27 protein-coding genes are annotated in these 23,255 nt (G+C 44.7%); all 27 read right to left on the bottom strand.

Going from position 1 to position 23,255, the window contains the following annotated elements; genetic code table 11:
• Nucleotides 1-86: 86 nt before the first annotated feature.
• The 27 genes from rpsB to CU633_RS09510 all read right to left on the bottom strand — a co-directional run bounded on the left by rpsB (nucleotide 87) and on the right by CU633_RS09510 (nucleotide 23,254).
• Nucleotides 87-791 carry a 30S ribosomal protein S2 gene (gene rpsB / locus CU633_RS09640; protein WP_101659821.1) on the bottom strand — a complete coding sequence of 235 codons (705 nt, stop codon included), beginning with the start codon at nucleotides 789-791 and terminating at the stop codon, nucleotides 87-89.
• A gap of 146 nt (nucleotides 792-937) precedes the next feature.
• Nucleotides 938-1,552, bottom strand: a complete 615-nt coding sequence (locus tag CU633_RS09635; protein WP_101659819.1) for a hypothetical protein — start codon at nucleotides 1,550-1,552, stop codon at nucleotides 938-940.
• Nucleotides 1,553-1,561: 9 nt separating this feature from the next.
• Nucleotides 1,562-1,870, bottom strand: a complete 309-nt coding sequence (locus CU633_RS09630; protein ID WP_101659817.1) for a hypothetical protein — start codon at nucleotides 1,868-1,870, stop codon at nucleotides 1,562-1,564.
• Nucleotides 1,871-2,003: 133 nt separating this feature from the next.
• The gene (locus CU633_RS09625) at nucleotides 2,004-2,765 is read right to left on the bottom strand and encodes a FliA/WhiG family RNA polymerase sigma factor (protein ID WP_101659815.1); all 762 of its coding nucleotides are present in this window, start codon (nucleotides 2,763-2,765) and stop codon (nucleotides 2,004-2,006) included.
• 301 nt (nucleotides 2,766-3,066) lie between these two features.
• The gene (locus CU633_RS09620) at nucleotides 3,067-3,564 is read right to left on the bottom strand and encodes a chemotaxis protein CheD (protein ID WP_101659813.1); all 498 of its coding nucleotides are present in this window, start codon (nucleotides 3,562-3,564) and stop codon (nucleotides 3,067-3,069) included.
• Nucleotides 3,557-4,195, bottom strand: a complete 639-nt coding sequence (locus CU633_RS09615; RefSeq protein WP_101659812.1) for a chemotaxis protein CheC — start codon at nucleotides 4,193-4,195, stop codon at nucleotides 3,557-3,559. Before CU633_RS09615 ends, CU633_RS09620 begins: the two co-directional genes overlap by 8 nt.
• A gap of 10 nt (nucleotides 4,196-4,205) precedes the next feature.
• Nucleotides 4,206-4,670 (bottom strand): chemotaxis protein CheW, encoded by a 465-nt coding sequence (locus CU633_RS09610; RefSeq protein ID WP_101659809.1) that lies wholly within the window; start codon nucleotides 4,668-4,670, stop codon nucleotides 4,206-4,208.
• Between the two features lie 67 nt (nucleotides 4,671-4,737).
• Nucleotides 4,738-6,795, bottom strand: a complete 2,058-nt coding sequence (locus CU633_RS09605; RefSeq protein WP_101659807.1) for a chemotaxis protein CheA — start codon at nucleotides 6,793-6,795, stop codon at nucleotides 4,738-4,740.
• A gap of 21 nt (nucleotides 6,796-6,816) precedes the next feature.
• On the bottom strand, nucleotides 6,817-7,917 hold the full coding sequence (locus tag CU633_RS09600; protein WP_101659805.1) for a protein-glutamate methylesterase/protein-glutamine glutaminase: 1,101 nt from the start codon (nucleotides 7,915-7,917) through the stop codon (nucleotides 6,817-6,819).
• Nucleotides 7,918-7,925: 8 nt separating this feature from the next.
• The gene (locus CU633_RS09595) at nucleotides 7,926-8,798 is read right to left on the bottom strand and encodes a MinD/ParA family protein (RefSeq protein ID WP_101659803.1); all 873 of its coding nucleotides are present in this window, start codon (nucleotides 8,796-8,798) and stop codon (nucleotides 7,926-7,928) included.
• The gene (gene flhF / locus CU633_RS09590) at nucleotides 8,791-9,978 is read right to left on the bottom strand and encodes a flagellar biosynthesis protein FlhF (RefSeq protein WP_101659801.1); all 1,188 of its coding nucleotides are present in this window, start codon (nucleotides 9,976-9,978) and stop codon (nucleotides 8,791-8,793) included. Before flhF ends, CU633_RS09595 begins: the two co-directional genes overlap by 8 nt.
• Nucleotides 9,978-12,008, bottom strand: coding sequence for a flagellar biosynthesis protein FlhA (gene flhA / locus CU633_RS09585; RefSeq protein ID WP_101659799.1), 2,031 nt, complete (start codon nucleotides 12,006-12,008; stop codon nucleotides 9,978-9,980). The genes flhF and flhA overlap by 1 nt, the downstream gene beginning before the upstream one ends.
• Nucleotides 12,009-12,063: 55 nt before the next feature.
• Nucleotides 12,064-13,146 carry a flagellar biosynthesis protein FlhB gene (flhB, locus tag CU633_RS09580; RefSeq protein WP_101659797.1) on the bottom strand — a complete coding sequence of 361 codons (1,083 nt, stop codon included), beginning with the start codon at nucleotides 13,144-13,146 and terminating at the stop codon, nucleotides 12,064-12,066.
• Nucleotides 13,147-13,923 carry a flagellar biosynthetic protein FliR gene (gene fliR, locus CU633_RS09575; protein WP_101659795.1) on the bottom strand — a complete coding sequence of 259 codons (777 nt, stop codon included), beginning with the start codon at nucleotides 13,921-13,923 and terminating at the stop codon, nucleotides 13,147-13,149.
• Between the two features lie 4 nt (nucleotides 13,924-13,927).
• Nucleotides 13,928-14,197, bottom strand: coding sequence for a flagellar biosynthesis protein FliQ (gene fliQ, locus CU633_RS09570; RefSeq protein ID WP_101659793.1), 270 nt, complete (start codon nucleotides 14,195-14,197; stop codon nucleotides 13,928-13,930).
• A gap of 15 nt (nucleotides 14,198-14,212) precedes the next feature.
• The gene (gene fliP, locus CU633_RS09565) at nucleotides 14,213-14,878 is read right to left on the bottom strand and encodes a flagellar type III secretion system pore protein FliP (RefSeq protein ID WP_101659792.1); all 666 of its coding nucleotides are present in this window, start codon (nucleotides 14,876-14,878) and stop codon (nucleotides 14,213-14,215) included.
• Nucleotides 14,875-15,549 carry a flagellar biosynthetic protein FliO gene (locus tag CU633_RS09560; RefSeq protein ID WP_257958598.1) on the bottom strand — a complete coding sequence of 225 codons (675 nt, stop codon included), beginning with the start codon at nucleotides 15,547-15,549 and terminating at the stop codon, nucleotides 14,875-14,877. Before CU633_RS09560 ends, fliP begins: the two co-directional genes overlap by 4 nt.
• 30 nt (nucleotides 15,550-15,579) lie before the next feature.
• Nucleotides 15,580-15,942, bottom strand: a complete 363-nt coding sequence (locus CU633_RS09555) for a response regulator (RefSeq protein ID WP_101659791.1) — start codon at nucleotides 15,940-15,942, stop codon at nucleotides 15,580-15,582.
• Between the two features lie 21 nt (nucleotides 15,943-15,963).
• The gene (fliY, locus tag CU633_RS09550) at nucleotides 15,964-17,220 is read right to left on the bottom strand and encodes a flagellar motor switch phosphatase FliY (protein ID WP_101659790.1); all 1,257 of its coding nucleotides are present in this window, start codon (nucleotides 17,218-17,220) and stop codon (nucleotides 15,964-15,966) included.
• On the bottom strand, nucleotides 17,207-18,208 hold the full coding sequence (fliM, locus tag CU633_RS09545) for a flagellar motor switch protein FliM (RefSeq protein ID WP_101659789.1): 1,002 nt from the start codon (nucleotides 18,206-18,208) through the stop codon (nucleotides 17,207-17,209). The genes fliY and fliM overlap by 14 nt, the downstream gene beginning before the upstream one ends.
• A 53-nt stretch (nucleotides 18,209-18,261) precedes the next feature.
• Nucleotides 18,262-18,693, bottom strand: a complete 432-nt coding sequence (fliL, locus tag CU633_RS09540; RefSeq protein ID WP_101659788.1) for a flagellar basal body-associated protein FliL — start codon at nucleotides 18,691-18,693, stop codon at nucleotides 18,262-18,264.
• The gene (locus CU633_RS09535; RefSeq protein ID WP_101659787.1) at nucleotides 18,683-18,904 is read right to left on the bottom strand and encodes a flagellar FlbD family protein; all 222 of its coding nucleotides are present in this window, start codon (nucleotides 18,902-18,904) and stop codon (nucleotides 18,683-18,685) included. The genes fliL and CU633_RS09535 overlap by 11 nt, the downstream gene beginning before the upstream one ends.
• A 54-nt stretch (nucleotides 18,905-18,958) precedes the next feature.
• Nucleotides 18,959-20,140 (bottom strand): flagellar hook protein FlgE, encoded by a 1,182-nt coding sequence (locus CU633_RS09530; RefSeq protein ID WP_101659786.1) that lies wholly within the window; start codon nucleotides 20,138-20,140, stop codon nucleotides 18,959-18,961.
• Between the two features lie 76 nt (nucleotides 20,141-20,216).
• On the bottom strand, nucleotides 20,217-20,603 hold the full coding sequence (locus tag CU633_RS09525; RefSeq protein WP_101659785.1) for a TIGR02530 family flagellar biosynthesis protein: 387 nt from the start codon (nucleotides 20,601-20,603) through the stop codon (nucleotides 20,217-20,219).
• A gap of 13 nt (nucleotides 20,604-20,616) precedes the next feature.
• Nucleotides 20,617-21,258, bottom strand: coding sequence for a flagellar hook assembly protein FlgD (gene flgD / locus CU633_RS09520; RefSeq protein ID WP_101659784.1), 642 nt, complete (start codon nucleotides 21,256-21,258; stop codon nucleotides 20,617-20,619).
• A 10-nt stretch (nucleotides 21,259-21,268) separates the two neighbouring features.
• The gene (locus CU633_RS09515) at nucleotides 21,269-22,630 is read right to left on the bottom strand and encodes a flagellar hook-length control protein FliK (RefSeq protein WP_101659783.1); all 1,362 of its coding nucleotides are present in this window, start codon (nucleotides 22,628-22,630) and stop codon (nucleotides 21,269-21,271) included.
• Between the two features lie 18 nt (nucleotides 22,631-22,648).
• Nucleotides 22,649-23,254, bottom strand: coding sequence for a MotE family protein (locus tag CU633_RS09510; protein ID WP_101659782.1), 606 nt, complete (start codon nucleotides 23,252-23,254; stop codon nucleotides 22,649-22,651).
• Nucleotide 23,255 lies beyond the last annotated feature (1 nt).

Genomic DNA, 23,255 nt, shown 5'->3' with positions numbered 1-23,255 from the left:
ATGTATGTTATGTAAAAGATTTGGTGGATAATCTTTAAAAAAAGGTGATAAAGGGTGCTCCCTATTATCACCTTTTAAAATTCACATTAAGCAGTAGTCGTAACTTCTTCGCCCTGCTTCGCTTCTAAAATAGCGTCTGCCATTTTAGAAGTTAGAAGTTTCACTGCGCGGATCGCGTCATCGTTGGCAGGGATCACAACATCAATTTCATCCGGGTCACAGTTCGTATCAACGATACCAACGATCGGAATGTTTAATTTATGAGCTTCTGCAACCGCAATGCGCTCTTTGCGCGGGTCGATGATGAACAGAGCATCAGGCAGCTCTTTCATATCTTTAATGCCGCCAAGGAACTTTTCCAAGCGCTCTTGTTCTTTTCTTAATTGAACAACTTCTTTTTTCGGAAGAACTTCAAAAGTTCCGTCCTCAGCCATTCTTTCGATATCTTTCAATCGTGAAATACGCTTTTGGATCGTTTCAAAGTTTGTCAATGTACCACCTAACCAGCGTTGGTTAACATAGTACATTCCAGAACGTAAAGCTTCCTCTTTCACTGAATCCTGGGCTTGCTTCTTCGTTCCAACGAAAAGGATTGTACCGCCGTTACCAGCAAGTTCCTTTACGTAGTTGTATGCTTCTTCAACCTTTTTAACTGTTTTTTGAAGGTCGATGATATAAATGCCGTTACGCTCAGTGAAAATGTATTTTTTCATCTTGGGGTTCCAACGGCGAGTTTGGTGTCCGAAATGTACACCAGCTTCAAGCAATTGCTTCATGGAAATGACTGACATGTTTTTTCCTCCTAATGGTTTTGTTTTCCTCCGTCCGCATCATCTTTATACCGCACTGCCTTTTGGCAGCACCAGCAGCATAAATCAGCAGGACGTGTGTATTAACACCATGTCATAATATAGCATATGTCTAATTCACAATCAAGTTATTCCTGTTGTTTTTGATTAAATTTAAGCAAAAGCTCAATTTCTGTTTTGCCTTTCTGCAGTTTCTTGGCAATTGCAGCGGGATCGAGCCCCTGTTCCTTCAATCTGAAGATCTGGCTTAAGAGCGTTTCTTCCTGCTCCGTTTCATTCAGGCTCTGATCAACGTTTTGATCAGAGTCAGCCGGCGGAGGCGTGGCAGCACCAGCCACTGCTGTTTCTTCTCCTTGATTACGGCTATTTTTTTTGTATGCTTTTGCGGCATGGTAAGCTGTCGCCTTCCCGATGCGCGAGGATCTTCCAGCCGGCCCGGCTGCATTGTCCGCATTTGGCTTTAACTCGTTCGCTCCTGAACCTTCCTCTAACACCGATAAGCCTTTATCGCGAACGCTTAAGCGGCCGGTTTCGCTGTTTTGGCTAAACTTGTTGATAAACCGTTCGTTTTCTTCTTTCATTTCCAGCAAATAAGCAGAAATGATTTCTTCCATTTCACGAATCAGCCTGGCCTGGTTTTTTTCCGCTTCAAAAAAACGGTTTTGCCGCAAGTATAGTAAAATGATCGCCAAAATGGTGCCCACATTTAAAATCAAACTAATAAACAAAAAGAATGTTGTCACGATATCCCTCTATCCGCTGTAATCAATAATGGTTCCTTTATATGGATGAAGCTCTTTTGCCGCTTTTTTTTCTTTTTCCTGTTTGCTTTCCTGTTTTGATCCATCGTCCTGCTTTTTGGATTCATCCTTGCTCATTTTCACTTCGCCCTTTTGCTCATTCTTTTGCACAGTTTTCCGCTGTTTTTCTTCGTTTTTCTGGACGCTCTCAGCGGCATGCTCAATAAGGTGCTGGCCCCGTTGCTGGAGCTGCTCCTGAATTCGTCCAGCATCCTGTGTCCTCGGAAGAGCTACCTGCATCTCGATCGATTTAAGGCTCAAGATTATCACTTCCTTGTCAGAAAAGCGTAAGCGTCTTGCGGAAACAAGCAAAAAGCCGCTTGTTCCTATCGCGGAAACAAGCCAGAAACCGCTTGTTCCTATCGCTCAGTCATTTTCGGAAACTTTGCTATCATTAAAGCACTTTATCAAGTGCCTGCCTCAATTTATACAATGCTTTTGAGTGGATTTGTGATATTCTCGATGTCGACAGGTCCATCACCTGGCCGATTTCGGTCAGCGTCAGTTCTTCTTTGTAAAACAAGCTCAAGACAAGCTGCTCTTTGTCATTCAGCTTTGTGATCATTTCGGTCATTTCATAAATCATTTCATTCTTGACGATTTTCTCTTCGGGAGTTTCTGTCTTATTGTCTTTTAATACAAACGATTGGCTGTCAGAATCATCCTGATCGGCCGGCTGCTCATCCATTGAAAGGACATTGGCGAAAAAATGCTCGTTCATCGTTGCATAAACTTCTTCTTCAGTTATAGCGAGTTCGGCAGCGATTTCCGCTACTGTCACATTTCTCATATATCTTTGCTCCAACATTTCGGTGGCAGCTTCAATTTTCTTTGCTTTATCCCTGGTGCTTCTCGGCAGCCAGTCCTCTTTGCGCAATCCGTCGAGAATCGCGCCGCGAATCCGAAAAGAAGCGTATGTATCGAATTTAAGTTCCCGATCCGGGTCGAATTTTTCCAGCGCATCATATAATCCAATCATTCCAAGACTTCGTAAATCATCCCTTGAAACGCTTTTAGGAAGACCGACCGCAATTCTCTGCACATGATAACTTACGAGCGGAATATATTTCTTGACTAATAGATTCCCGGCCTGGGCGTCGCGATATTGGACCCATTTATTCCATATTTGTTCATCGCTTGTTGAAATCTGTGTCATCGCAATCCTCCTTAAACGTCTTCCGCCTTCAATTATTGCTATTATACCAAATTATTTCCTCTATTAATATAAGCTGGGATGCTTGATTTAACGGCAAATAATAGAAGTTTTTTCTTGATGTGCCCCAAGCGCTTCTTCTTTTTATAGAGTACAAGAGAAGAGGTGGAATAAATAGAAAATCAGCCCGTATTACACGAATGCAGGCTGATTCTTGTGGGATTATTTAAAAGTGCCGAATTGTTCAGGAATTTTTTTCAGAGATAGGATCGGGATTCTTCAGGAATTGGTTGTCTCCCGTTTATTACAACTCGTGAATCCCCTTGTTTACAGTCCGAATCTGCAAAATACCTGTACCAGGATTAAATTCAATCGTCCGCCCGCTGTTTCCACCTAAATCTTCCCCTGCAAGCGGGATGTTTAAAAGGGCCAGTTCCCTTTTAACCGCCTCGGCGTTTCTCGGGCCAATTCGCATCATGTCATTCGAGCTCGCAAATTGAAACATTTGCGCCCCGCCAGCCATTTTCGCTTTTAAGCTGTTTGGACGGGCCCCGTGCCTCGCCAATCCGGACACGAGTTCTTTTATCGCAGTATCGGCGTACTTTGCAATATTAAGCGAGCCCGTCTTCGCAAGAGAAGAATCCGGAAGCATCACATGGGCAAGTCCGGCAATCTCCATGAGTTGGTCGTACACGACGACTCCGACACAGGAACCGAGTCCGGAGGTTCTGATAAGATGGGGTGCCTTGACAAAATTCATATCCGCTATCCCTACCTTAACAATCTGTAAGCATTCATTCATCGCCTGCAACCCCTAATGCCTCAAAAATAATCTGAAAAGATTCCGGATCCGGCAGCAGGAAAAAATGTCCCCTTACACTCTCAAAATCTCTCATTTCATCCTCGTTCAGAGCCGTATCAATGACAATCGCATAATCGCTGACCTGGGAAATCTCTATCAATCCATAGCTGATAATCGCGCCCACCATATCAATGCCTAAAGCAGGCACCGAAGGGTATAGAGACAGATTGGTAAAATCAGATAATGATGAAAGATATGAGCCCGATAATATATTTCCAAGCTCCTGCAATGCCGAAAGCGCCAGCTCATCATATGGCGGGTTATCAAAGCTGAACCCCGAATCACCAATCATTTGCCCAATGAAAGCGGCTGCCTGTTCAAGCGGCAGAACAAAGAACATGCTGCCGGGCGCATCCCCTTCAATCCGCAAAAACACACTGGCCACTACATTTTCCGAACCTCCGGCCATTTCCATCATTTCATCAAAAGACACAACACTGACTTTTGGCACTCTCATGTCTATTTTTTTATTAAGCAGCGTGGACAAAGCAGTCGCCGCGTGTCCTGCTCCAATATTGCCAATTTCCCTCAATATATCCAGATGCATATTAGAGATTTTTTCGATAAACATAGGATTATCCCTAAATTCCGGCCAAAACATGATTTTCTTCGGTACTTAACACCTTTTCAAGATCGATTAAAATTAATAATCTTTTATCGATCTTGGCAACTCCGCTTATATATTCCGCCTCTAAAACACCGATTACTTCAGGAGGAGGCTCAATTGCTCCTTCCGGTATATCGATTACATCATTTGCGGCATCAACAATAAGGCCTACTTCCATGTCTTCCAAAGCAACAATGATAACACGAGTGCTGTCGCTATGTTCCGTTTCTTCGATTTCAAACCTGCTTCTGAGGTCAATAACCGGTGTAACCACTCCCCGAAGGTTAATAACCCCTTTTACAAATGGATATGTACGCGGAACCCTCGTAATATGCTGTACTTTTTCAATGGAACGAACCTGGCTGACAGGTATCGCATACTCTTTTTCTTTAAGTTGAAAAATAATCACTTTCATTTCTGAAGTTAAAGTGTCAGACATATGGCCCCACTCCTTTTTATAATCCAGTCCATTTTTTAACGTCGCCCGGCTCAGCCTGGGCGTACCATTATTTAATTAAAGCATTGCAGTCGACAATCAAGGCAACCTGGCCGTCTCCAAGGATCGTAGCTCCGGAAATCGCAAATACGCTGTTTAAGTAATTTCCAAGTGATTTTAAAACGACTTCCTGCTGCCCGATGAACGAATCAACAACAAGGCCCGCCATTTTATCCCCTTTGCGGACGATGACGACAGAATAAAACTCATCATCTTCATCCTGGCCAGGCACATCGAATACTTCCTTCAGGAATAAAAGCGGTACAACCCGTCCGCGGAAATCGATCACTTTCTCATTATGTGAGTACAAAATTTCTTCTTTCTTGACGATCGCTGTTTCAATAATCGAAGACAACGGTACAGCGAATTTTTCTTGTTGAATTTCAACGAGCATAACCGCAATGATCGATAGTGTCAGCGGCAGCTGAATCGAGAAGACAGAGCCTTCTCCCTCTTTTGAATCGATCGATACCGATCCGCCGAGCGATTCAATCGTGCTTTTTACAACATCCAATCCGACACCGCGCCCGGACACATCGGAAATTTTATCAGCTGTTGAGAAGCCTGAAGCAAAAATAAGCTCATAGATTTGCTTTTCTGTCAGCCCTGCAGCAGCCTGCTCAGTGATGATTCCTTTATTTAAAGCCTTTTTAAGAACCTTATCCTTATTAATGCCGGCACCATCGTCTTCAATCTCAATGAACACATGGTTGCCGCTGTGGAACGCTTTTAAAACGACTGTACCTTCTTCACTCTTTCCTTTAGCGATTCTTTCCCCGGGTGTTTCGACACCGTGGTCAATCGCATTGCGCAGAAGATGGACTAACGGATCGCCAATTTCATCAATCACGGTCCGGTCGAGTTCTGTTTCTGCACCGATAATCTCTAAATCTATTTTTTTATTTAAATCGCGGGCAAGCTGGCGAACCATGCGCGGAAAACGGTTAAAGACGGTTTCTACCGGCACCATGCGCATATTTAAAATAATATTTTGCAAGTCTCCCGAAATCCGCGACATTCTTTCGATCGTTTCGTGGAGTTCCTGATTGTTCAACTCGCGGGATATTTGCTCAAGTCGCCCTCTATCAATGACAAACTCTTCAAACAAATTCATCAGAATATCCAGTCTTTCGATATTGACCCTGATCGTTTTATTGCTGTTGTTTGCCTGTTTGCCGGTGCCGGTTTTTTTCTTGTTATCCACCTCGGCAAGCTGGGATGGCGACCTGGATGAATCCACATCGTCGGCAGATGCTTCCGAGCGAACCACGTCCGGGCTTTCCGCTTCTTTTTGGCGGATCGCCTCCAATAAAATCGGGGTCGCTTCTGCTTTTTCAACCTCGGAGACCTTCATGATTTTCTTCTGAATATCCTCTTTTGGTTCCTTGGAAATAAGCGTGACGGAAAACTCCTGGTCAAACTGTTCGTCTTCAAGCTGATCAACAGAAGGCGTTGATTTGATCACTTCGCCCATCTTCTCCAAAACTTCGAAAATCATGAACACCCTGGCAGCTTTCAGCAAGCAATCTTCGCGCAACGCAATCGCAATTTCGTACGCTTCAAAGCCTTGCTCTTTTGATTGTTGAAGTACTGTTAATTCAAATTCATCATATTCGTTTTTCGCTGAAGCGGAAACATCCGCTACCGCCACAGCAACTTCTGCTTTGCTTCCTGCTTCAATCGGGCTTTGGCCGATTTCAATCAATTTCAACTTCTCGACCACCCCGGTGACATCCCGCTTTCCGTCTCCCCCTTCGGCAATCGACTGGACCATCGCTTCAAGATCATCCACCGCCAAAAAGACAACATCCAAAATTTCAGCGTTAACCGAAATTTTTTCATTGCGGATCGCATCAAGAATGTTTTCCATCTGATGGGTAAGGCTGGCCAAATCTTCGTATCCCATCGTAGCCGACATTCCTTTTAACGTATGCGCAGACCGGAATATCTCATTTACAATTGCCAAATCCTGAGGATTCTTCTCAAGTTCCAGCAGGTGCTGGTTGCATGATTGCAAATGTTCTTTGCTTTCTTCAATAAAAACTTCTAAATATTGGTTCACTTCCATATGCCTTTCACCCCTCGGCTGTTAAACGTATTTCATAATCGTTTCAGCAATATTTTCAATATTTTGTACTTCATCAACAAGTTTCGTGGCTATTGCGGCTTTTGGCATTCCAAAAACAATCGATGTTTCCTGCGATTCAGCTATCGCTTTCACTGTCCCTTGCTTTTTCAATGCAGCCAGGCCCATTGACCCGTCAGAACCCATACCCGTCATAATGACAGCTACTTTTGAATAGTCCTGAATTTGGCTGACTGATTCAAACAAAACATCGACAGAAGGACGGTGTCCCCCATGCGGGGCTGTTTGGTCAAGCTGGACAGCCAGGCTTGTTCCGACTGCTTTCACGGTTAAATGAAAGCCTCCGGGTGCAATATAAGCGACCCCATTTCTGATAATTTCACCAGCTTCTGCCTCTTTCACATGAATTTTCGACAATGTGTCCAATCTTGATGCGAGCGACTTCGTAAACCCCGCCGGCATATGCTGGACAATCAGGATCGGTGCTGCTATCCGGGCAGGCAATCTCGTTAATACTTGCTGGAGCGCCCTCGGCCCACCCGTCGAAGTGCCTATACAAATCAGTTTTTTCCCAACCTGGTTCCATTTGCTGAATCGATTGGATTGTATAAAATTCCGGTTGGTTAGTTCTATTTTACTATAATCCGTTACAGAATGAGTAGAAATATTTCCAGTTGATGATAATTTTGCCGCTTGCTTGATGTTTGCCTTACTTGCGTGGAGAACTTTTTCAATTAATTCCTCTTTAACTTTATGTAAATCCAGCGAAATGGAGCCGGAAGGTTTTTGGATAAAATCGATCGCGCCGTAATGCATTGCGAGCATTGTATTTTCAGCTCCGTCGCGGGTAGTGCTCGACAGCATCACAACAGGAACCGGGTTTTCTTTCATGATCTGCTGCAACGCTTCCAACCCGCTCATCACGGGCATTTCAATGTCCATGGTGACAACGTCGGGTTTCAAGTCGCGAATTTTTTTTATCGCATCTTCACCGTTTCGGGCGGTACCGGCGATATGTATACGCGGGCTTTCGGAAAGAAAGTCCTGGATTAACTTCCGCATAAACGCTGAGTCATCTACGATTAAAACTTGTATTTTTTCCACCTTGCCGCCTACCTCTCGAACAGAAATCTCTTTAGCCTTGTGATAAAGTGAAACCCTTTGGAAGCAGAGTTTTCTGGACGGTCAATGCCCAGGTTCACATGCCGTTTCGCTATTTCCTTGATAGCCCGGGCAGCCGCAGCTTTCTCATTGTAGACAAGCAGCGGCGTTTGCCTGGCAACGGCGAGCTGAACGTTGCGATCGTCGGGAACGACCCCAAGCGTGCTCAGTTCTCTTCCTAAAAATTTTCTTGAAACTGCCATCAGGCGCTGCTGCGTTTCAAGCCCCTCTTGTTCTGAAAAAGCACGATTGACAATCACTTTTAAGGGGATTTGCGAATCGAGCAAATGAATATATTTCATGATTGAATAGGCATCTGTTATCGAAGTTGGCTCAGGTGTTGTCACCACAAACACCTCATGCACCGAGCGCAGGAATTTCAACGATTCTTCATTTATGCCTGCACCCATATCAAACAGAAGGTAGTCATAATCATCAATGACCATCGTTAAATCTTCGACAAATTTCTCGACTTTGTCGTCTTCTAATTTGAAAACCTGTGAAAGACCGGTTCCGCCTGCAATATAATCCACGCCCTCAGGTCCCTTTGAAACAATCTCTGCAAGACCGGCCCTTCCTGAAAAATAATCGACGATTGTATAATCGCTCGAGCGCCCCATTAAAATATTCAAGTTGCCCATGCCGATGTCCATGTCAAACACTAAAACGCTCATTCCAGTTTGCGCAAGGGCTACCGAGAAGTTCAACGAAAAATTCGACTTCCCTACGCCGCCTTTTCCGCTTACAACCGCAATCGTTTTAGTCGTTCTCCCTGACTCATGTCTCTTCAGTCTTTTTCTTAACATTTCCGCTTGATCATTCATGTCTTTCGACTCCAAGAACCGTATTGACAATGACCTCTGCCGTTGCATGCTTCATGTCATCGGGAACATTTTGTCCGTATGTTAAAAAAGCAGCCCCTGTACGATATTTGTCAATCATGTTGATCATTGCACCATAGCTTGATGTTTCATCTGTCTTTGTAAAAATAAATTTATCGATGTCGATAAGCGAAAACTGCTTATAAATCTCTTCCATATCCTCCTGCTTTGAAGTTAATGAAAGGACAAGAAACGTTTCCATTTCCTTTTCAAAGTCGACAACCTCTTTTAAATCTTCGACATATTGCCTGTTGCGGAAGTTGCGGCCGGCCGTGTCGATCAGCACCGTATCGTAATCTTCAAACTGGCGCGCTGCTTTCTGAAAATCGTCGAAGTTGTAGCAGACCTCAATCGGTACGTTCAAGATTTTCGCATAGGTCTTTAATTGTTCGATTGCGGCGATCCGATAAGTGTCCGTCGTGATAAACGCGACTTTTTTGTTATGGGCTAAAATGCAATCGGCTGCCATTTTCGCCAATGTCGTCGTTTTGCCGACCCCGGTAGGACCGACCACGTTTAGATACTTTTTCGTAAAAGTGATTCCGCCAAACGGGAGAGACGAAATACGCTTGATTAACTCAGCTTTTAGCCAGGCAAACACTTCCTCATCACCCGCAGCCGCTCCTCCTGTATACCAGTTCGAGACTAATCCGGACAATATGTCCTTTTGAATGTCCGGGCTTATTCCCTGGCCAGACATCAATGCTTGTGCTTTCAGGACTGGTTCAGGATAAGAAACAGCATTGTCAGAGCCGGCGAGGCGGACACTGCTGATCAGTGAACGCAATTCATGGATCTCCTTCACCAGCTCATCTGGCGCTTTCGTCTCAGGATCAGAACCCTTTCCGGTGTAAACCGGATTGAAAGGAGAATGTCCGCGGCCGGATGGCTCTGCTTTAACCGGAACGCTTTTTTGTTTTTCTTTAATTACCGGAACCTGCGCAGTTTTCGCAGCAGGGTCCACAGCCGCGATCACTTCAATATTCTTTTTCTTAAAAAAGCCGAAAATTCCGCCAGTCTGGATCATTTTCGAATTTAGAATGACAGCTTCGCTTCCTAATTCTGCGCGAATCACTTTCATCGCTTCGGGCATTGAAGGAGCAATGTATTTTTTCACTTTCATTACGCACTCACCACCCCGACACTTTGTACTTCTACATTTGCTTCCAGTTCATTGTAAGATAGGATTGGTATTTGCGGAAAATACCGCTCTGTTAATTGCCGTACATACATCCTGACCGCCGGCGAACAAAGGACAATCGGTGTTTGTTCCATTAACGATAATTGCTCCACCTGTGAAGCAAGTGATTCTAAAATGGTTTGTGACACAGCCGGGTCCATTGATAAAAAATTCCCATGCTCAGTTTGCTGGATTCCATCTGTGATCAATTTCTCGGCTTTACCAGAAAACGTAACAACCTTTAAAGACTCTCCATTCGAATATTGATTTGTAATTTGCCTTGCGAGAGCCTGCCGTACATATTCGGTAAGCAGGTCAGTGTCCGTTGTCACTTTTCCAAAATCAGCCAATGTTTCAAAAATGATCGGCAAGTTGCGAATTGAAACATTTTCTTTCAACAGCTTGGCCAGTACCTTTTGCACTTCACCTACCGACAACGGATTCGGCGTCACTTCTTCAACGAGAATTGGATAGCTTTCTTTTAAATGATCAATTAACTGCTTCGTTTCCTGTCGGCCGAGCAGCTCATGGCTGTTCGCCTTAATTAATTCTGTTATATGGGTAGAGACAACGGAAGGCGGATCGACAACGGTATATCCGTTAATCTCAGCCAGCTCCTTCATATCCTCGGTGATCCATTTGGCCGGCAGCCCGAATGATGGTTCGATTGTATCGATCCCCTCAATCGAGTCGTCTTCACCGCCGGGGCTCATCGCTAAATAATGATCAAGAAGCAATTCGCCTCTCGCCAGTTCATTTCCCTTAATCTTCAGCCTGTACTCATTCGGCTGAAGCTGGATATTATCGCGGATCCTGACGACCGGGATGACAAGCCCCAATTCAATCGCAAGCTGTCTGCGGATCATCACGATCCGGTCGAGAAGATCGCCGCCTTGATTTGTATCTGCCAGAGGGATGAGCCCATAGCCGAACTCGAACTCGATCGGATCGACGTTTAACAGATTAACCACACTCTCGGGGCTCTTCATCTCGTCCGTTTGAATTTCTTCTTCGATTTCCTGGAGCTGCTCTTTATTTTGTTCAGGCGTGCGTGACATCATATAACCTCCGACCGCGAGCAAGGCTGCAAGCGGAATCGTATAAATGTCGTTAATCGGCGTTAATAAGCCGAGGAAAAAGATCGTCGCACCCGTGACATAGAGCATTTTTGGAAAGGCAAACAACTGTGAAGTAATGTCCTGTCCAAGATTCCCTTCTGATGCTGCCCGTGTCACGACGATACCGGTCGCAGTCGAAATTAACAGCGCCGGGATTTGTGTCACAATCCCGTCCCCTACCGTTAACAGGGAAAAATGGGTTGCTGCTTCAGCAATCGGCATCCCCTGCTGGAGCATCCCGATGATAATCCCGAACGTCAAATTGATCAGCACGATGATAATTCCGGCTATCGCATCACCTTTGACGAATTTGCTCGCCCCGTCCATGGCTCCGTAGAAATCAGCTTCCCTGCTAATTTTGTCACGTCGCTCGCGGGCTTCCTGTTCGGAAATCATCCCGGCATTCAGGTCGGCATCAATGCTCATTTGCTTGCCTGGCATCGCATCAAGGGTAAAGCGGGCCGCCACTTCGGATACACGTTCGGAACCCTTCGTAATAACAATAAACTGAATGACGACCAAAATTAAGAAAACAACCAAACCGACAATCACGTTTCCGCCGACAACGAAATCGCCAAACGTTTTGACAACACTGCCGGCATTTCCATTGGAAAGAATCGCCCGCGTCGTTGAAACATTCAGGGCAAGGCGAAACAATGTTAAAATCAACAATAAAGAAGGAAAAATCGAAAACTGGAGCGGTTCACTCATGTTCATGGTTGTAAGTAAAACAAGCAAAGCCAAAGAAATGTTAATGATGATTAAAATACTTAGCAACCATGGTGGAAATGGAATGATTAGCATTGCCACGATTAAAATTACACCCAGCAATACGGATAAATCTTTTGCTGACATACCAATTCTCTCCTAACTCGCCCCGGTAAAATTTAAGGGTAAAGATCACATTGTGTTACATTTTATTTTTAGTTTTATAGACAAAAGCAAGTATTTCGGCAACCGCCTTAAAAAACTCTTCAGGGATTGCGTCGCCGACTTCAGCCTGGCTGTATAAGGCCCTGGCCAACGGGCGGTTTTCGACAGTAACTACTTCGTTTTCTTTTGCAATAAACTTCATTTTTTGGGCGATGTAGTCCACTCCCTTTGCGACTACATAAGGAGCATCAAGCTTTGCTTCATCATACTTCAGCGCAACCGCATAATGTGTCGGGTTCGTGATCACGACATCCGCTTTCGGAACCTCCTGCATCATTCTCCTCATCGCCATTTCCCGCTGCCGCTGCTTTATTTTCGACTTTATCAGCGGGTCACCTTCAATGTTTTTATGCTCATCTCTGATGTCCTGCTTTGACATCCGAATGTTTTTTTCAAAGTCATATTTTTGATAAAAATAATCGAGCACCGCTAAAAACAGCAACGCTCCGGAGGCAAACAAGCCCATTTGCAAGGTTAAGCCTGCAATGGTAAGCATGGCTGCCCCAACCGATTTTTGCGAAAGAACGAGGATTTCATCAATTCGTTGCCAAAGTACCGTAAAGGTGACGATTCCAACAAAACCAATTTTCAGAATCGACTTCAGCATTTCGACGATCGCCCTTAATGAGAATATCCGCTTAAACCCTTTGATCGGATCAATTTTATCAAGCTTGAACTGGATCGCCTCAGTAGAGAACAAAAAACCGATTTGAAAATAATTGGCCGCTACACCGGCGATCATCGCAATCAGCATGATCGGGCCAAGAAACAAAGCTAAATCTTGTAAAATATCGACAAGAAGAACATGGATATTGCTTTCGGTGATCTCAAGCAGCATATATTCTTCTAAAGAATGAACCATTAAATATAAGGTATTGTCCAGCAAATACGATCCGGCAAACCAAAAAAACAAAAATACGGCCAAGAGTACAACCGCTGTATTGACATCCTGGCTTTTCGCCACCTGCCCTTTTTTCCTGGCGTCCTGGCGCTTTTTTGGTGTTGCCTTTTCTGTTTTTTCACCTGCAAAAAACTGCAGGTCCAACGAGAGGAATTTCATCTATGCCCCTCCAATTAAGTCCATTAAGCCCCGCATCGTCGTCAGCATCATCTCAAAGAGCTGGGACACGCTTAGCATTAATACACCCATCACGATAATGAGAACGATAAACCCGACACCGATCTTGAGCGGAAGCCCGACGACAAAAACATTCAATTGCGGAACGGTTCTGGCGACAATCCCCAGTGCCACATCAACAAGAAACAAACAGCCGACAACCGGCATAGACATCTGGAAGGCAATCACAAACATCGAATTAAACGAGCGGGTCACGTACTCGGCAATATTTTCATCGCCAAAAGGGATCCACGCCTGATCGATCGGAATGAATTGATAGCTGTAAAAGATTCCGTCAAGGAGCAAATGGTGGCCATTAACCGCCAAAAATAACAAAAGCGAAATCGAGTATAAATATTGACCCATTAACGGGCTTTGTGCGCCCGTTTGCGGATCGATGACATTGGCAATCGCAAAGCCCATTTGAAAATCGATCAAGCCCCCGGCGATCTGGACCGCCGAAAGGATTAAGTAGGCAATAAAGCCGAGCACAAGCCCAACTAAAGCTTCCTTTATGATTAATAAATAGTAAGCCCCATTAATTTCTAATGCCGGGGCGTCTACTGTATAAAACATAATCCAGGCCAGAAAAAAGCCCAGCCCTATTTTATGCCTGGCAGGAATCGTCCGGTAGGAAAAAAGCGGCATCATCAAAAAGAAAGAAGTGACCCTTACGAATATTAGTAAAAATGCCGGGAATTCCGGAAGCAAATCTAGCATAAAATCATCCTACAAATCTAGTTAAGTTTGAAAAAATTTCATTTGTATAAGACAGCATATGGCTGAGCATCCATGGACCGAAAAAGACGATGCCCAGCAAAACAGCCACGATTTTCGGAATAAAAGCGAGCGTCTGCTCCTGGATTTGTGTAGTTGCCTGAAAAATGCTGACCAGCAAGCCAACAACGAGCGCGACAAGCAGCAAAGGCCCGCAAATGATCAGCACCATATAGATACCGCGTTCAGCAATTGAAATGACCATATCAGATGTCATCTTGTTTTCACCCTCTTAAAAGCTTTGTAAAAGCGACTTCACTACTAAATACCAGCCATCCACCAACACAAACAGCAATATTTTAAACGGCAATGAAATCATCACCGGAGGAAGCATCATCATCCCCATTGACATCAGGACGCTGGCGACGATCATATCAATCACTAAAAACGGAATAAAAATCATAAAGCCAATTTGAAAAGCCGTTTTAATTTCGCTGATGGCAAACGCCGGCACGAGAGCCGTTAATGGAATATCTTCAATCGATTCCGGTGCATCAGCCTTTGCGTACTCCAAAAACAAAGCCAGATCCTTCTGCCTCGTGTGGGCGCTCATAAACTCCTTAAACGGACCCGAAGCCCGCTCGTAAGCTTGCTCGAGGTTGATCTCCTCATTAAAAAGCGGTGTCAGCGCCTGTTCGTTCACCTCTTGAAAGGTCGGTGCCATAATAAAAAAGCTTAAAAATAAGGATAACCCGATCAGCACTTGTGTCGGCGGCATTTGCTGGGTTGCAAGCGCCGTTCTGACAAAGGAAAGAACGATGACAATTCGTGTAAAACACGTCATTAAAATAAGAATGCTCGGTGCCAGTGACAGGACGGTTAAAAGCAAAATCAATTTGACCGATGTGGAGACGTTTTCGGGAGAACTCGCGTTAAAAAACTCTACAAATTCATTCATTTCCTGTCTTTCCCTTTCTTCTCCATCTCATCATAAAGGTTTGCCCTGCCTTTTTTTAATTCGTCCAGCTGGCGCTTCAGCATCGATTGAAACTGACTGTTTCCTGCGCCGTCCGTTTTTTTCCTTCTCGTTCTTTCAAGTAACCTTGTCACAATATCACTTGGCCCGGCAAGCTGTTCAATTTTACTGTTATAATCTGAGATGATTTGCCGATATTCTTCAGGATCGTCAATTTCTGTCAACAGCTCAATGCTTTCACCGACGCCAACGACCAGGAGGCGGTTGCCGACCTTGATCATTTGCACCGAGCGGTTCGAGCCCAAATTGGTTCCGCCGATATTCTCCACAAGCTGTGAACTTTTGTATGTTTGACTTTTTTTATTGATAAACTTAAGAATGACATAAAGAAGGCCTATCACAAAAAGAGTCGTAAAAATCATGCGCAGAAAATCCCAAATCGTTAATCCAACCGTGCTTTCCGCAGCTTTCGTTTCGTTTTCCTGCTTGTTTTCCGGCTCGTTTTCGAGTTCTTTTTCACTGCAGTTTTCCGGATTCTCCACGCAGTCCTTCACGCTGTTATTCATTTGCTCTGCTGAGGCCCAGGCTTCTGAGCCCAGCAAAACAAGAATAATCAGCAGCAACACTTTTAACGTTTGTCTTGTTTTTTGCAATGCGCTGCACCTCTATAAAAAAATAATTCCTTATCCCAACGCTTTAGAGATTGCTTCTAAAACTCTGTCTGCCTGGAACGGCTTGACGATAAAGTCCTTTGCTCCCGCCTGGATTGCGTCAATAACCATCGCCTGCTGGCCCATTGCCGAACACATGATCACCTTCGCATTCGGATTGATCTTTTTGATCTCTTTAAGGGCGGTGATCCCGTCCATTTCAGGCATTGTGATATCCATGGTGATTAAATCAGGCTGGTTTTCCTTAAATAATTCAACAGCCTGGGCGCCGTCAGCCGCTTCACCGACAACCTCATAGCCGTTTTTCGACAATATATCCTTAATCATCATTCTCATAAATGCCGCATCGTCTACAATTAAAATTTTGTGTGCCATTCTGTCTATGAACCTCCTGGTTTATCTTAACTTTTTAATTCGGTCACTCTGGCTGATAATGTCCGTCACTCGAACGCCAAAATTTTCATCTATTACAACAACTTCCCCCTTGGCGATCAGCCGGCTGTTGACAAGAATATCAACGGGTTCACCGGCAAGCTTATCAAGCTCAATGATCGAACCTGATGACAGTTCGAGAATCTCTTTCACGGAACGCTTCGTTCTGCCAAGCTCCACAGTAACCTGTAATGGTATATCAAGGAGCATATTGAGGTTTTTCGACTCCGATTCCTGAAGCTGGTAAGGCTCAAAGCTTGAAAACACGGCTGGCTGCACGTTCGGCTGGCTTCCGGCCGGGTAGCCTGCACCGAAATGCTGCGGTCCGGCTTGATGATTCATCCCTTGCTGCGGCATAGCATATCCTTGCGGCGCCTGCTGCTGATAATCCGCGATTTGTGACGCGCCAGGCTGTGGCTGCCCTGAATATCCATTCGCAGACACTTGCTGGCTTGCAGAACCGCTTGGTTGAGCCGGCTGGCCGCTTGCAGCGGGATTTCCATTTTCGATTGTTTGCCGAACTTCTAGTCCTTCGCCCGGATTTAATAATTCCTGAACGAGATTCTTGGCAAATTCCAGCGGAATGAGCTGCATAATGCTGGAATCAATTAAATCCCCGACCTTTAATTTAAACGATACCTTAACAAGCATATCTTCATCGGGAATCCGGTCAGTTCCTTCACCATGTTGAACATCTAAAATATCGATTGACGGCGGGGAAATATCAACCCGCTTTTTGAAAATCGTTGACATTGAGGTTGCCGACGAACCCATCATTTGATTCATCGCTTCCTGAACGGCACTTAACTGGATTTCTCCCATCAGTTCAGCAGGATTTCGGCCGTCGCCACCAAGCATTAAATCGGCAATAATCGCTGCATCACTCTGTTGGATCACAAGGAGGTTGCTTCCCGAAAAACCTTCTGTATAACTGACTTGAATGGCAACATAAGGGTGTGGGAATTCTTCAGGGAGCTTTCGCTTTGGAATCACGGTAACAGACGGTGTTGTGATATCTACTTTTTGATTTAATAGAGTAGACAGGGCAGTAGCTGAGCTGCCAAACGATATGTTTCCGATTTCCCCTAATGCGTCCTGCTCCATACCTGTTAAAAATTCTTCGACATTAAAATCCGCATCTGAAGCAACATGTGCATCATCATCTGTACCCCTTAAAAGAGCATCTATTTCATCTTGAGAGAGCATGTCATCGCTCACCATCATCGTCTCCCCCTTTCAAGGCTTCAATTACTTGAATCGCTAATTTTTTGTTTGTTTTTCCTGGTTGTCCCCGATATTTCGGTATTTCACCGACTTTTATCGTTAATGGCTGGTCGATTTGCTGGTTCAGTTCGATAACATCCCCTATATCAAGCATCAGAAAGTCTTGAATTGAGATATCTGAAGTACCCAACTCTGCAATGATCGACAGGTGTGCTTCCTGAATCCGCTGCTCCAAAACCGCAATTTCCTGCGGCTCCCTGTCCTTCTTGTCGGTCTGCATCCAATAGTGAACGGAAAGTTTTGGAATAATCGGCTCCAATACGACGTGCGGAATACAAATATTGATCATGCCACTCGTTTCACCAATCGTCGTATTTAAGGAAATGACGACAACTGTATCATTTGGCGACACCATTTGCAGAAATTGCGGATTGACTTCGAAATCGGCCAGGATTGGATCTATTTCTGAAATATTGCTCCATGCCTCCTGCAAATTTTCAAAGGCTCTCTCGAATGTATTGGACATGATTTTTGTTTCAATCTCAGTCAAATTCTCAACTTTGTTAATGCTCGAGCCTTTGCCGCCCAAGATCCTGTCCATCATGGCATAAGCGATGTTCGGGTTGACTTCCATCAAAATCCTGCCTTCCAAAGGCGGAACCTCAAATACATTTAAAATCGTCATCTTTGGTATGGAACGGATAAATTCCTCATAAGGAATTTGATCGGCAGATGCCACGCTGATTTGCACATAAGTTCTGAGCTGGGCCGAGAAAAACGTCGTTAGCAGTCTTGCAAAGTTCTCATGGATTCTCGTTAAACTGCGGATTTGATCCTTTGAGAACCGCAGCGCTCTTTTAAAATCGTAAACTTTTACTTTTTTCTCGGACTGCTCTTTCTTTAATTCATCAGCATCCATTTCACCCGTTGATAACGCGGATAAGAGGGCATCTATTTCATTTTGTGATAAAACCTCTGCAGACATAAAACCTCACCTCCATGTTTTCAGTCGTGTAATCGTTGTTCGTTTTCTTGCCATTACTGGAGGAGAGATTGGGTAATATAAACCTTTTTAACTTTTCCTTCTTGCATCAGGCTGTTGATTTTTTCCTTTAACGTCTCTTCAAGGCTGATCTTGCCATCCTTGCCTTGCAGTTCTTCGGATTCCCTTTCGGACAGCTCTTGAATAATGATGTTTTTCACCTGAAAATCGCGTTTTTCCAGCTCTTCTTTTGCCTTCTTGCTGTCTGTTTCGATTTTAAAAGAAATTTTAATAAAATCATTACCTGCCAGATTTGTCGTTATTTCAGGAACATCAACGGAAGCCTCGAGAACTTCTTCAATTGATGGCTCTTTATGTTCACTTTCCTCCCCGTTTACTTTTAATACGACAACAAGCGCAACAGCCCCGACTAGTGTGATGGCAACAAGCAATATTAACATAATCATTAGCAGCTTATTATTCTTCATTTTCATTTCCCTCCAACTGTTGTTGTCCAAGAAGGTTGACAGTTTGGTAGAATTTCTCTACCAATTGCAATACATGATCTTCTGTCTCCTTCACGACATATTTGCGGCCGTTTGTCAACGTTATGGTCGTATCAGGAAAGGATTCGATCGTCTCTATGTAAACTGCATTGAGCACAAAGCTTTTTCCATTTAAACGCGTTACCTTTATCACAGTATGTATCAGGGCTAAAGGCTCTGCACCTTTAGGCCCTGTCCCTCCCTTAACCTATCGTTTTAAGTTGACAAGCTCTTGTAAAATTTCATCAGACGTCGTAATGATTCTCGTGTTGGCCTGAAAACCGCGCTGTGCTGTGATCATTTCCGTAAATTCTTCTGACAGGTCCACGTTCGACATCTCGAGCGCTCCCGCCGCGATCGTGCCACGGCCGTTTCCAGGGATATTAATATTGGCGACCCCTGAGTTGACTGTTTCCTGGAACAAATTGTTGCCCGCTTTCGTTAAACCGGAGGGGTTGCTGAACTTCGCCAGTGCCAGCGTTCCAAGATTCCTGATTTCCCCGTTTGAATAGACTCCATTAACTTCCCCTGAAGGTCCGATATTAAAGCTTTCCAGATTCCCGGCGGTATTTCCGTTTGGATTGGCCATCGCTGTAATCGAGTCGCCGGTGTTTGTCAGGTTTGCCAGGCTTAAAGTAACCGCCTGGTCCTGGCCTGCCGCCGGGCCAATCGGAATATTAAATGGATTTACATCTGCCAAATTTGTAAAATTAATTGGCTGGGCAGCAGATGATCGGGCCGGACTAAAATTTCGGTTAGTAAAAGTCACTTCCCATTGGGAAGTACCAGTATTCAATGCAAACTGGGCATCGATAACATGGGCGGTGCCGTTAGCATCAACAACTTTAATTTGCTGTGTGGCGGGATTGCTGCCATTTGCCGCTGCCGGCAGGTTTCCCGCCAGCTCGATGCGATTGGTAATAATTGCAGGCAGGATCGCATTCACATTGACAGTGATGTCGCGCAACACACCATTATCATAGGCCTGGACTTTTAAGCCATCACCGTTGACCAATGTCCCTTCATTATCCAAATAAAAGTTTCCGGCTCTGGAATAATACTGGTTTTGACCTTGACGGACGATAAAATAGCCGTCACCGTCAATACCCAGGTCAAGCGAGCGCCCCGTATTCTGGAGACTTGACCCTGTATGGACCGTATCGATTGTTGCCAGCGTTGTGCCCAACCCGACTTGAACCGGATTTTTTCCGCCGCGGTTTGCCTGGGCAGCACTTGCACCGGCTATCGTCTGGTTCATCGTGTCTTTAAAGGTAACGCGGCCTTTTTTGTAACCGAATGTATTGACGTTGGCGATATTGTTGCCGATCACATCAAGCTTTGTCTGAAAGTTTTTCATTCCGCTAATTCCTGAGTACATTGAACGTAACATCGTTAAAAACTCCTCTCTCATCTAAGCTGCTTCTGTCAGTCCACAGCTTTTGGCTTCCTTATCCAGGTCCAGCCAATTAGTTTTCTAAAATAATCGTTCCGTCTATATTCGTGAAAATTTGCGTGGAAGCTTCGTCGCGATCCATAGCCGTAATCACTGTATTGTTTTTGGCACTGACAATTAAAGCGGCATCCTTTAGCAGCACCAGGGATTCTTTCACTCCCATTCGTTTCGCTTCCTGCACTTTCTTTTCGATCCGGCCCCAGCGCTGATCATCAATACGAATATTTCTTTGCTCAAGGCGCTCGCTCGCGTGTTTGCTCATCGTCAGCTTTTCTGTACCAATCGCCGTATGCAAGTGCAGCGAAAAAGAATGTTGCCCGACAGGCTTTGCTTTATTGTTGCGATATTGGTGGTTCGTTACGGCTGGTGATTGAATCGGACGAAACACTGGCTTGTCCATCCAACCACTTCCTTTACTCTATTTTCGTAATCTGGGAAGAGTTGATTGTCGTTCCCGCTTCATCGTTAAGCTGGAATAAAATTTTACCGTCTTTAAACGACACCGATTTAACGGCTGCTGCTATTTCTTCCTTTTTGTCATTTACATAGGTGACTGTTTTACCGATCAGCATGCTGGCCTGCAGCAAGCTGCTTTCTTTGGATGCTTCGTTAATTTGTGAGATGTTGCCTGGTTCCAGAATTGTTCCGTCTTCAAGAATAAAATTCGCTTTATTGTCTTTGAATTGCAGGGAAGCAACCCGCCCGCTTCCTTTCTGAATGACCGGGTCAGCGTTTGGATCATCCGATTCAATCACTTTATGCCATGTGACTTCTTTTCCGACAAATTGGCTAAAAGCAACGAGCTGGTTTTGTTCTTGCGCTTCGACAAAACGATTAATCGAAGCTCCCATATTGGTAATCTGCTCGAGCGTACTAAATGTAGCCATTTGCGCCACAAAGTCTTTATCTTGCATCGGGTTCATCGGATCCTGGTTTTGCAGCTGTGTCATTAAAATCTTAAGAAAGTCATCCTTTCCTAAAATGCCGGAACCGGTTTTTCGCTTACTATCTTGATAAGACCTTAACAGTAGCGATGAATCAATCGTATTTGTCATTAAAGATCACCTAAACTTCCGTATTCAATAATACTTCTCCAAAACTAAGGCTTAATTCAGGCTGCTTTTGCTGTTCCTGATCACGATGCTGATCATGCTGTTTGGATTGTCCATGCTGCTGGTTTTCCCTGCCTAAAAAGCGCTCCTGCTGGGACTGCTGCTGCGTGATTTCCACTCGTTCAACTTGAATATTTTGGGCGCTGAACGCTTGCTTGAGCCCCTGCAGCTGTGTTTCAAGCGCATCCTTTGCCACTGCTGTTGAAGTGAGGATTTTTGCAACAATCGCCTGTTCTTTCTGAATCAATTCAATCCGCAGTGCACCAAGATGCTCGGGGTATAGCTTAATGAACAGCTTTTGCGTACCCGGGCCTTTTGTAAACTGGCTTTTAGCAAGAATCGATTCGAATTGCCGCATCAGCTGCTCAGCAGAAACCGGACGGCCGTTATCGCTCAGCGTCATCGCCAGCTGCTCGGGCCTCGAAATCTGTTGAAATAAAAACGGTGATCCCTGCACGCTTTCCTGCTTTACTGCGGCTGTTGCCTGCGTTGCATCCTGCTTCGTTGACGCCGTCCCTTTTTGGTCAACAACTAACTCTGTTAAAGAAATATTTTTTTCATTTTTCTGGTTTAGTTCTGCCGCCAGCGGGGTAAAGAAGCTTTTGAGCATTTCTGTTCTCATGCCCGGTTGCTGGGCATTCTTGTTCAAAGCTGTCGGATTTACAGTAGTCTGTGGTGCATTTGTCCGCAATAACTGGTCCAGCTTCGCCGCGATTTCTTTTAAAAGCATGCTTCCCGTCTGGTTTTCAGCAGAGGAATCCTTATGCCTGGATAAAAGATCAAAAAGCTTGACCGCTTTAGCGAGCAGGACAAAATCATGATTGACGCGAGCAGGAAGTTCGTCAGCTTTCATTGACAACATAGCAAGCAATGCCGATGCGATTGCCGTGATGTCGACAGCTTCTTGCTTGTCCCCTGCGGCCGGTTCAAACAGTTCAGTTTGTTCAGGCGCCTTATTTGTGCTGCTTGCTTTTACAAGAAAATCTTGAACAAGCGATTCCCACTTCGCGTCAGTAAGTCCCAGAAATTCTTTGATGACATCCAAAAGCTCTGAACCTGAATAAAGTTTATCCAGCATCACTAATCCGTCCTGCAATTGTGCCGGATCAGTCATCTTCAGGAATTCCGCCAGCCCGGATAATTGTTTCATATCAAGTCCGGACAGCCCGGGACTTGCTGATTCTGCTTTTGCCGCCAGTTGACTGCTGAGCAATCCGGAAAAAATGCTGCCCGTTTCTGTATTACCCTGCTGCAGCTGGTTGAAGGTCCCGGAAGAAGCGACCGCATGGATCATTCCAAGTGCGCTTAACTCCATTTTTTCACCTCCTTTCAATTATTCGTTCTGGCCGGCCGACTCGTTTGTCAACAGTACCGTAAATTTCGCTGCATCCTCGGGAGACATGTTCTCCATTATTGCAGCCAGCGTTTCTGCTTTGATATTGGTTAATATCTTCAAAGCTTCCTCATCACTCAGCTTCGTGATAATCGGGGCCGCCTTCTTTGCTGACATCGTCTCGTACGTACGGACAATATCTTTAAAGGCACGCTTGTTTTCCTCCTGAATCGCCGTCAATTCATCAATTTGCAGTTCAAGCTGTCCCTTCTCAAGCTGAAGCCTTTCGATCTCCTGATCCTTATTGCCCATTTTCGTCTCAAGCTGTTCTATCTCTGCTTCCCTGTCCTTTATTTCTGCCTCGAGATCGATCATATCTTTTTCAAACTCTTCTGTCGTCGGCTCTTTTTTACTTTCAACCCAGCCGGAAACAACCGGGATTTTTTTCGCTATTTCTTTTGATTTTTCAAAAACGTTCACGCCCGAAAATGTCATCACGATGAGAGCAACTGCGACAGCAAAGATTAACGGAATCAAGAAAGCCATTAAGAACCATTGAAATCGGTTATATTTCTTTTCTTCTTTTTGTTCCATTGCTTTGTCCATC

It is taken from the genome of Bacillus sp. V3-13 (genome assembly GCF_002860165.1).
In the GTDB taxonomy this organism is placed as follows: Bacteria; Bacillota; Bacilli; order Bacillales; family Cytobacillaceae; genus Bacillus_BJ.
Note: the sequence above shows the minus strand (reverse complement) of the source record. Positions and strands in the feature narration are given on the sequence as shown.

Bases quoted from the DNA above. Each gene is read 5' to 3' on its own strand.
- CU633_RS09515 (WP_101659783.1), bottom strand. From the start codon at position 22,630: ATGGAGTTAAGCGCACTTGGAATGATCCATGCGGTCGCTTCTTCCGGG.
- fliR (WP_101659795.1), bottom strand. From the start codon at position 13,923: ATGCTAGATTTGCTTCCGGAATTCCCGGCATTTTTACTAATATTCGTA.
- fliY (WP_101659790.1), bottom strand. From the start codon at position 17,220: ATGGTGAGCGATGACATGCTCTCTCAAGATGAAATAGATGCTCTTTTA.
- CU633_RS09525 (WP_101659785.1), bottom strand. From the start codon at position 20,603: ATGGACAAGCCAGTGTTTCGTCCGATTCAATCACCAGCCGTAACGAAC.
- CU633_RS09530 (WP_101659786.1), bottom strand. From the start codon at position 20,140: ATGTTACGTTCAATGTACTCAGGAATTAGCGGAATGAAAAACTTTCAG.
- CU633_RS09615 (WP_101659812.1), bottom strand. From the start codon at position 4,195: ATGTTTATCGAAAAAATCTCTAATATGCATCTGGATATATTGAGGGAA.
- CU633_RS09510 (WP_101659782.1), bottom strand. From the start codon at position 23,254: ATGGACAAAGCAATGGAACAAAAAGAAGAAAAGAAATATAACCGATTT.
- rpsB (WP_101659821.1), bottom strand. From the start codon at position 791: ATGTCAGTCATTTCCATGAAGCAATTGCTTGAAGCTGGTGTACATTTC.
- CU633_RS09605 (WP_101659807.1), bottom strand. From the start codon at position 6,795: ATGGAAGTGAACCAATATTTAGAAGTTTTTATTGAAGAAAGCAAAGAA.
- CU633_RS09555 (WP_101659791.1), bottom strand. From the start codon at position 15,942: ATGGCACACAAAATTTTAATTGTAGACGATGCGGCATTTATGAGAATG.
- fliQ (WP_101659793.1), bottom strand. From the start codon at position 14,197: ATGACATCTGATATGGTCATTTCAATTGCTGAACGCGGTATCTATATG.
- CU633_RS09620 (WP_101659813.1), bottom strand. From the start codon at position 3,564: ATGAATGAATGCTTACAGATTGTTAAGGTAGGGATAGCGGATATGAAT.
- fliP (WP_101659792.1), bottom strand. From the start codon at position 14,878: ATGAATGAATTTGTAGAGTTTTTTAACGCGAGTTCTCCCGAAAACGTC.
- flhB (WP_101659797.1), bottom strand. From the start codon at position 13,146: ATGAAATTCCTCTCGTTGGACCTGCAGTTTTTTGCAGGTGAAAAAACA.
- CU633_RS09625 (WP_101659815.1), bottom strand. From the start codon at position 2,765: ATGACACAGATTTCAACAAGCGATGAACAAATATGGAATAAATGGGTC.
- fliM (WP_101659789.1), bottom strand. From the start codon at position 18,208: ATGTCTGCAGAGGTTTTATCACAAAATGAAATAGATGCCCTCTTATCC.
- flgD (WP_101659784.1), bottom strand. From the start codon at position 21,258: ATGACAAATACGATTGATTCATCGCTACTGTTAAGGTCTTATCAAGAT.
- flhF (WP_101659801.1), bottom strand. From the start codon at position 9,978: ATGAAAGTGAAAAAATACATTGCTCCTTCAATGCCCGAAGCGATGAAA.
- CU633_RS09595 (WP_101659803.1), bottom strand. From the start codon at position 8,798: ATGAATGATCAAGCGGAAATGTTAAGAAAAAGACTGAAGAGACATGAG.
- fliL (WP_101659788.1), bottom strand. From the start codon at position 18,693: ATGAAGAATAATAAGCTGCTAATGATTATGTTAATATTGCTTGTTGCC.
- flhA (WP_101659799.1), bottom strand. From the start codon at position 12,008: ATGTCAGCAAAAGATTTATCCGTATTGCTGGGTGTAATTTTAATCGTG.
- CU633_RS09610 (WP_101659809.1), bottom strand. From the start codon at position 4,670: ATGTCTGACACTTTAACTTCAGAAATGAAAGTGATTATTTTTCAACTT.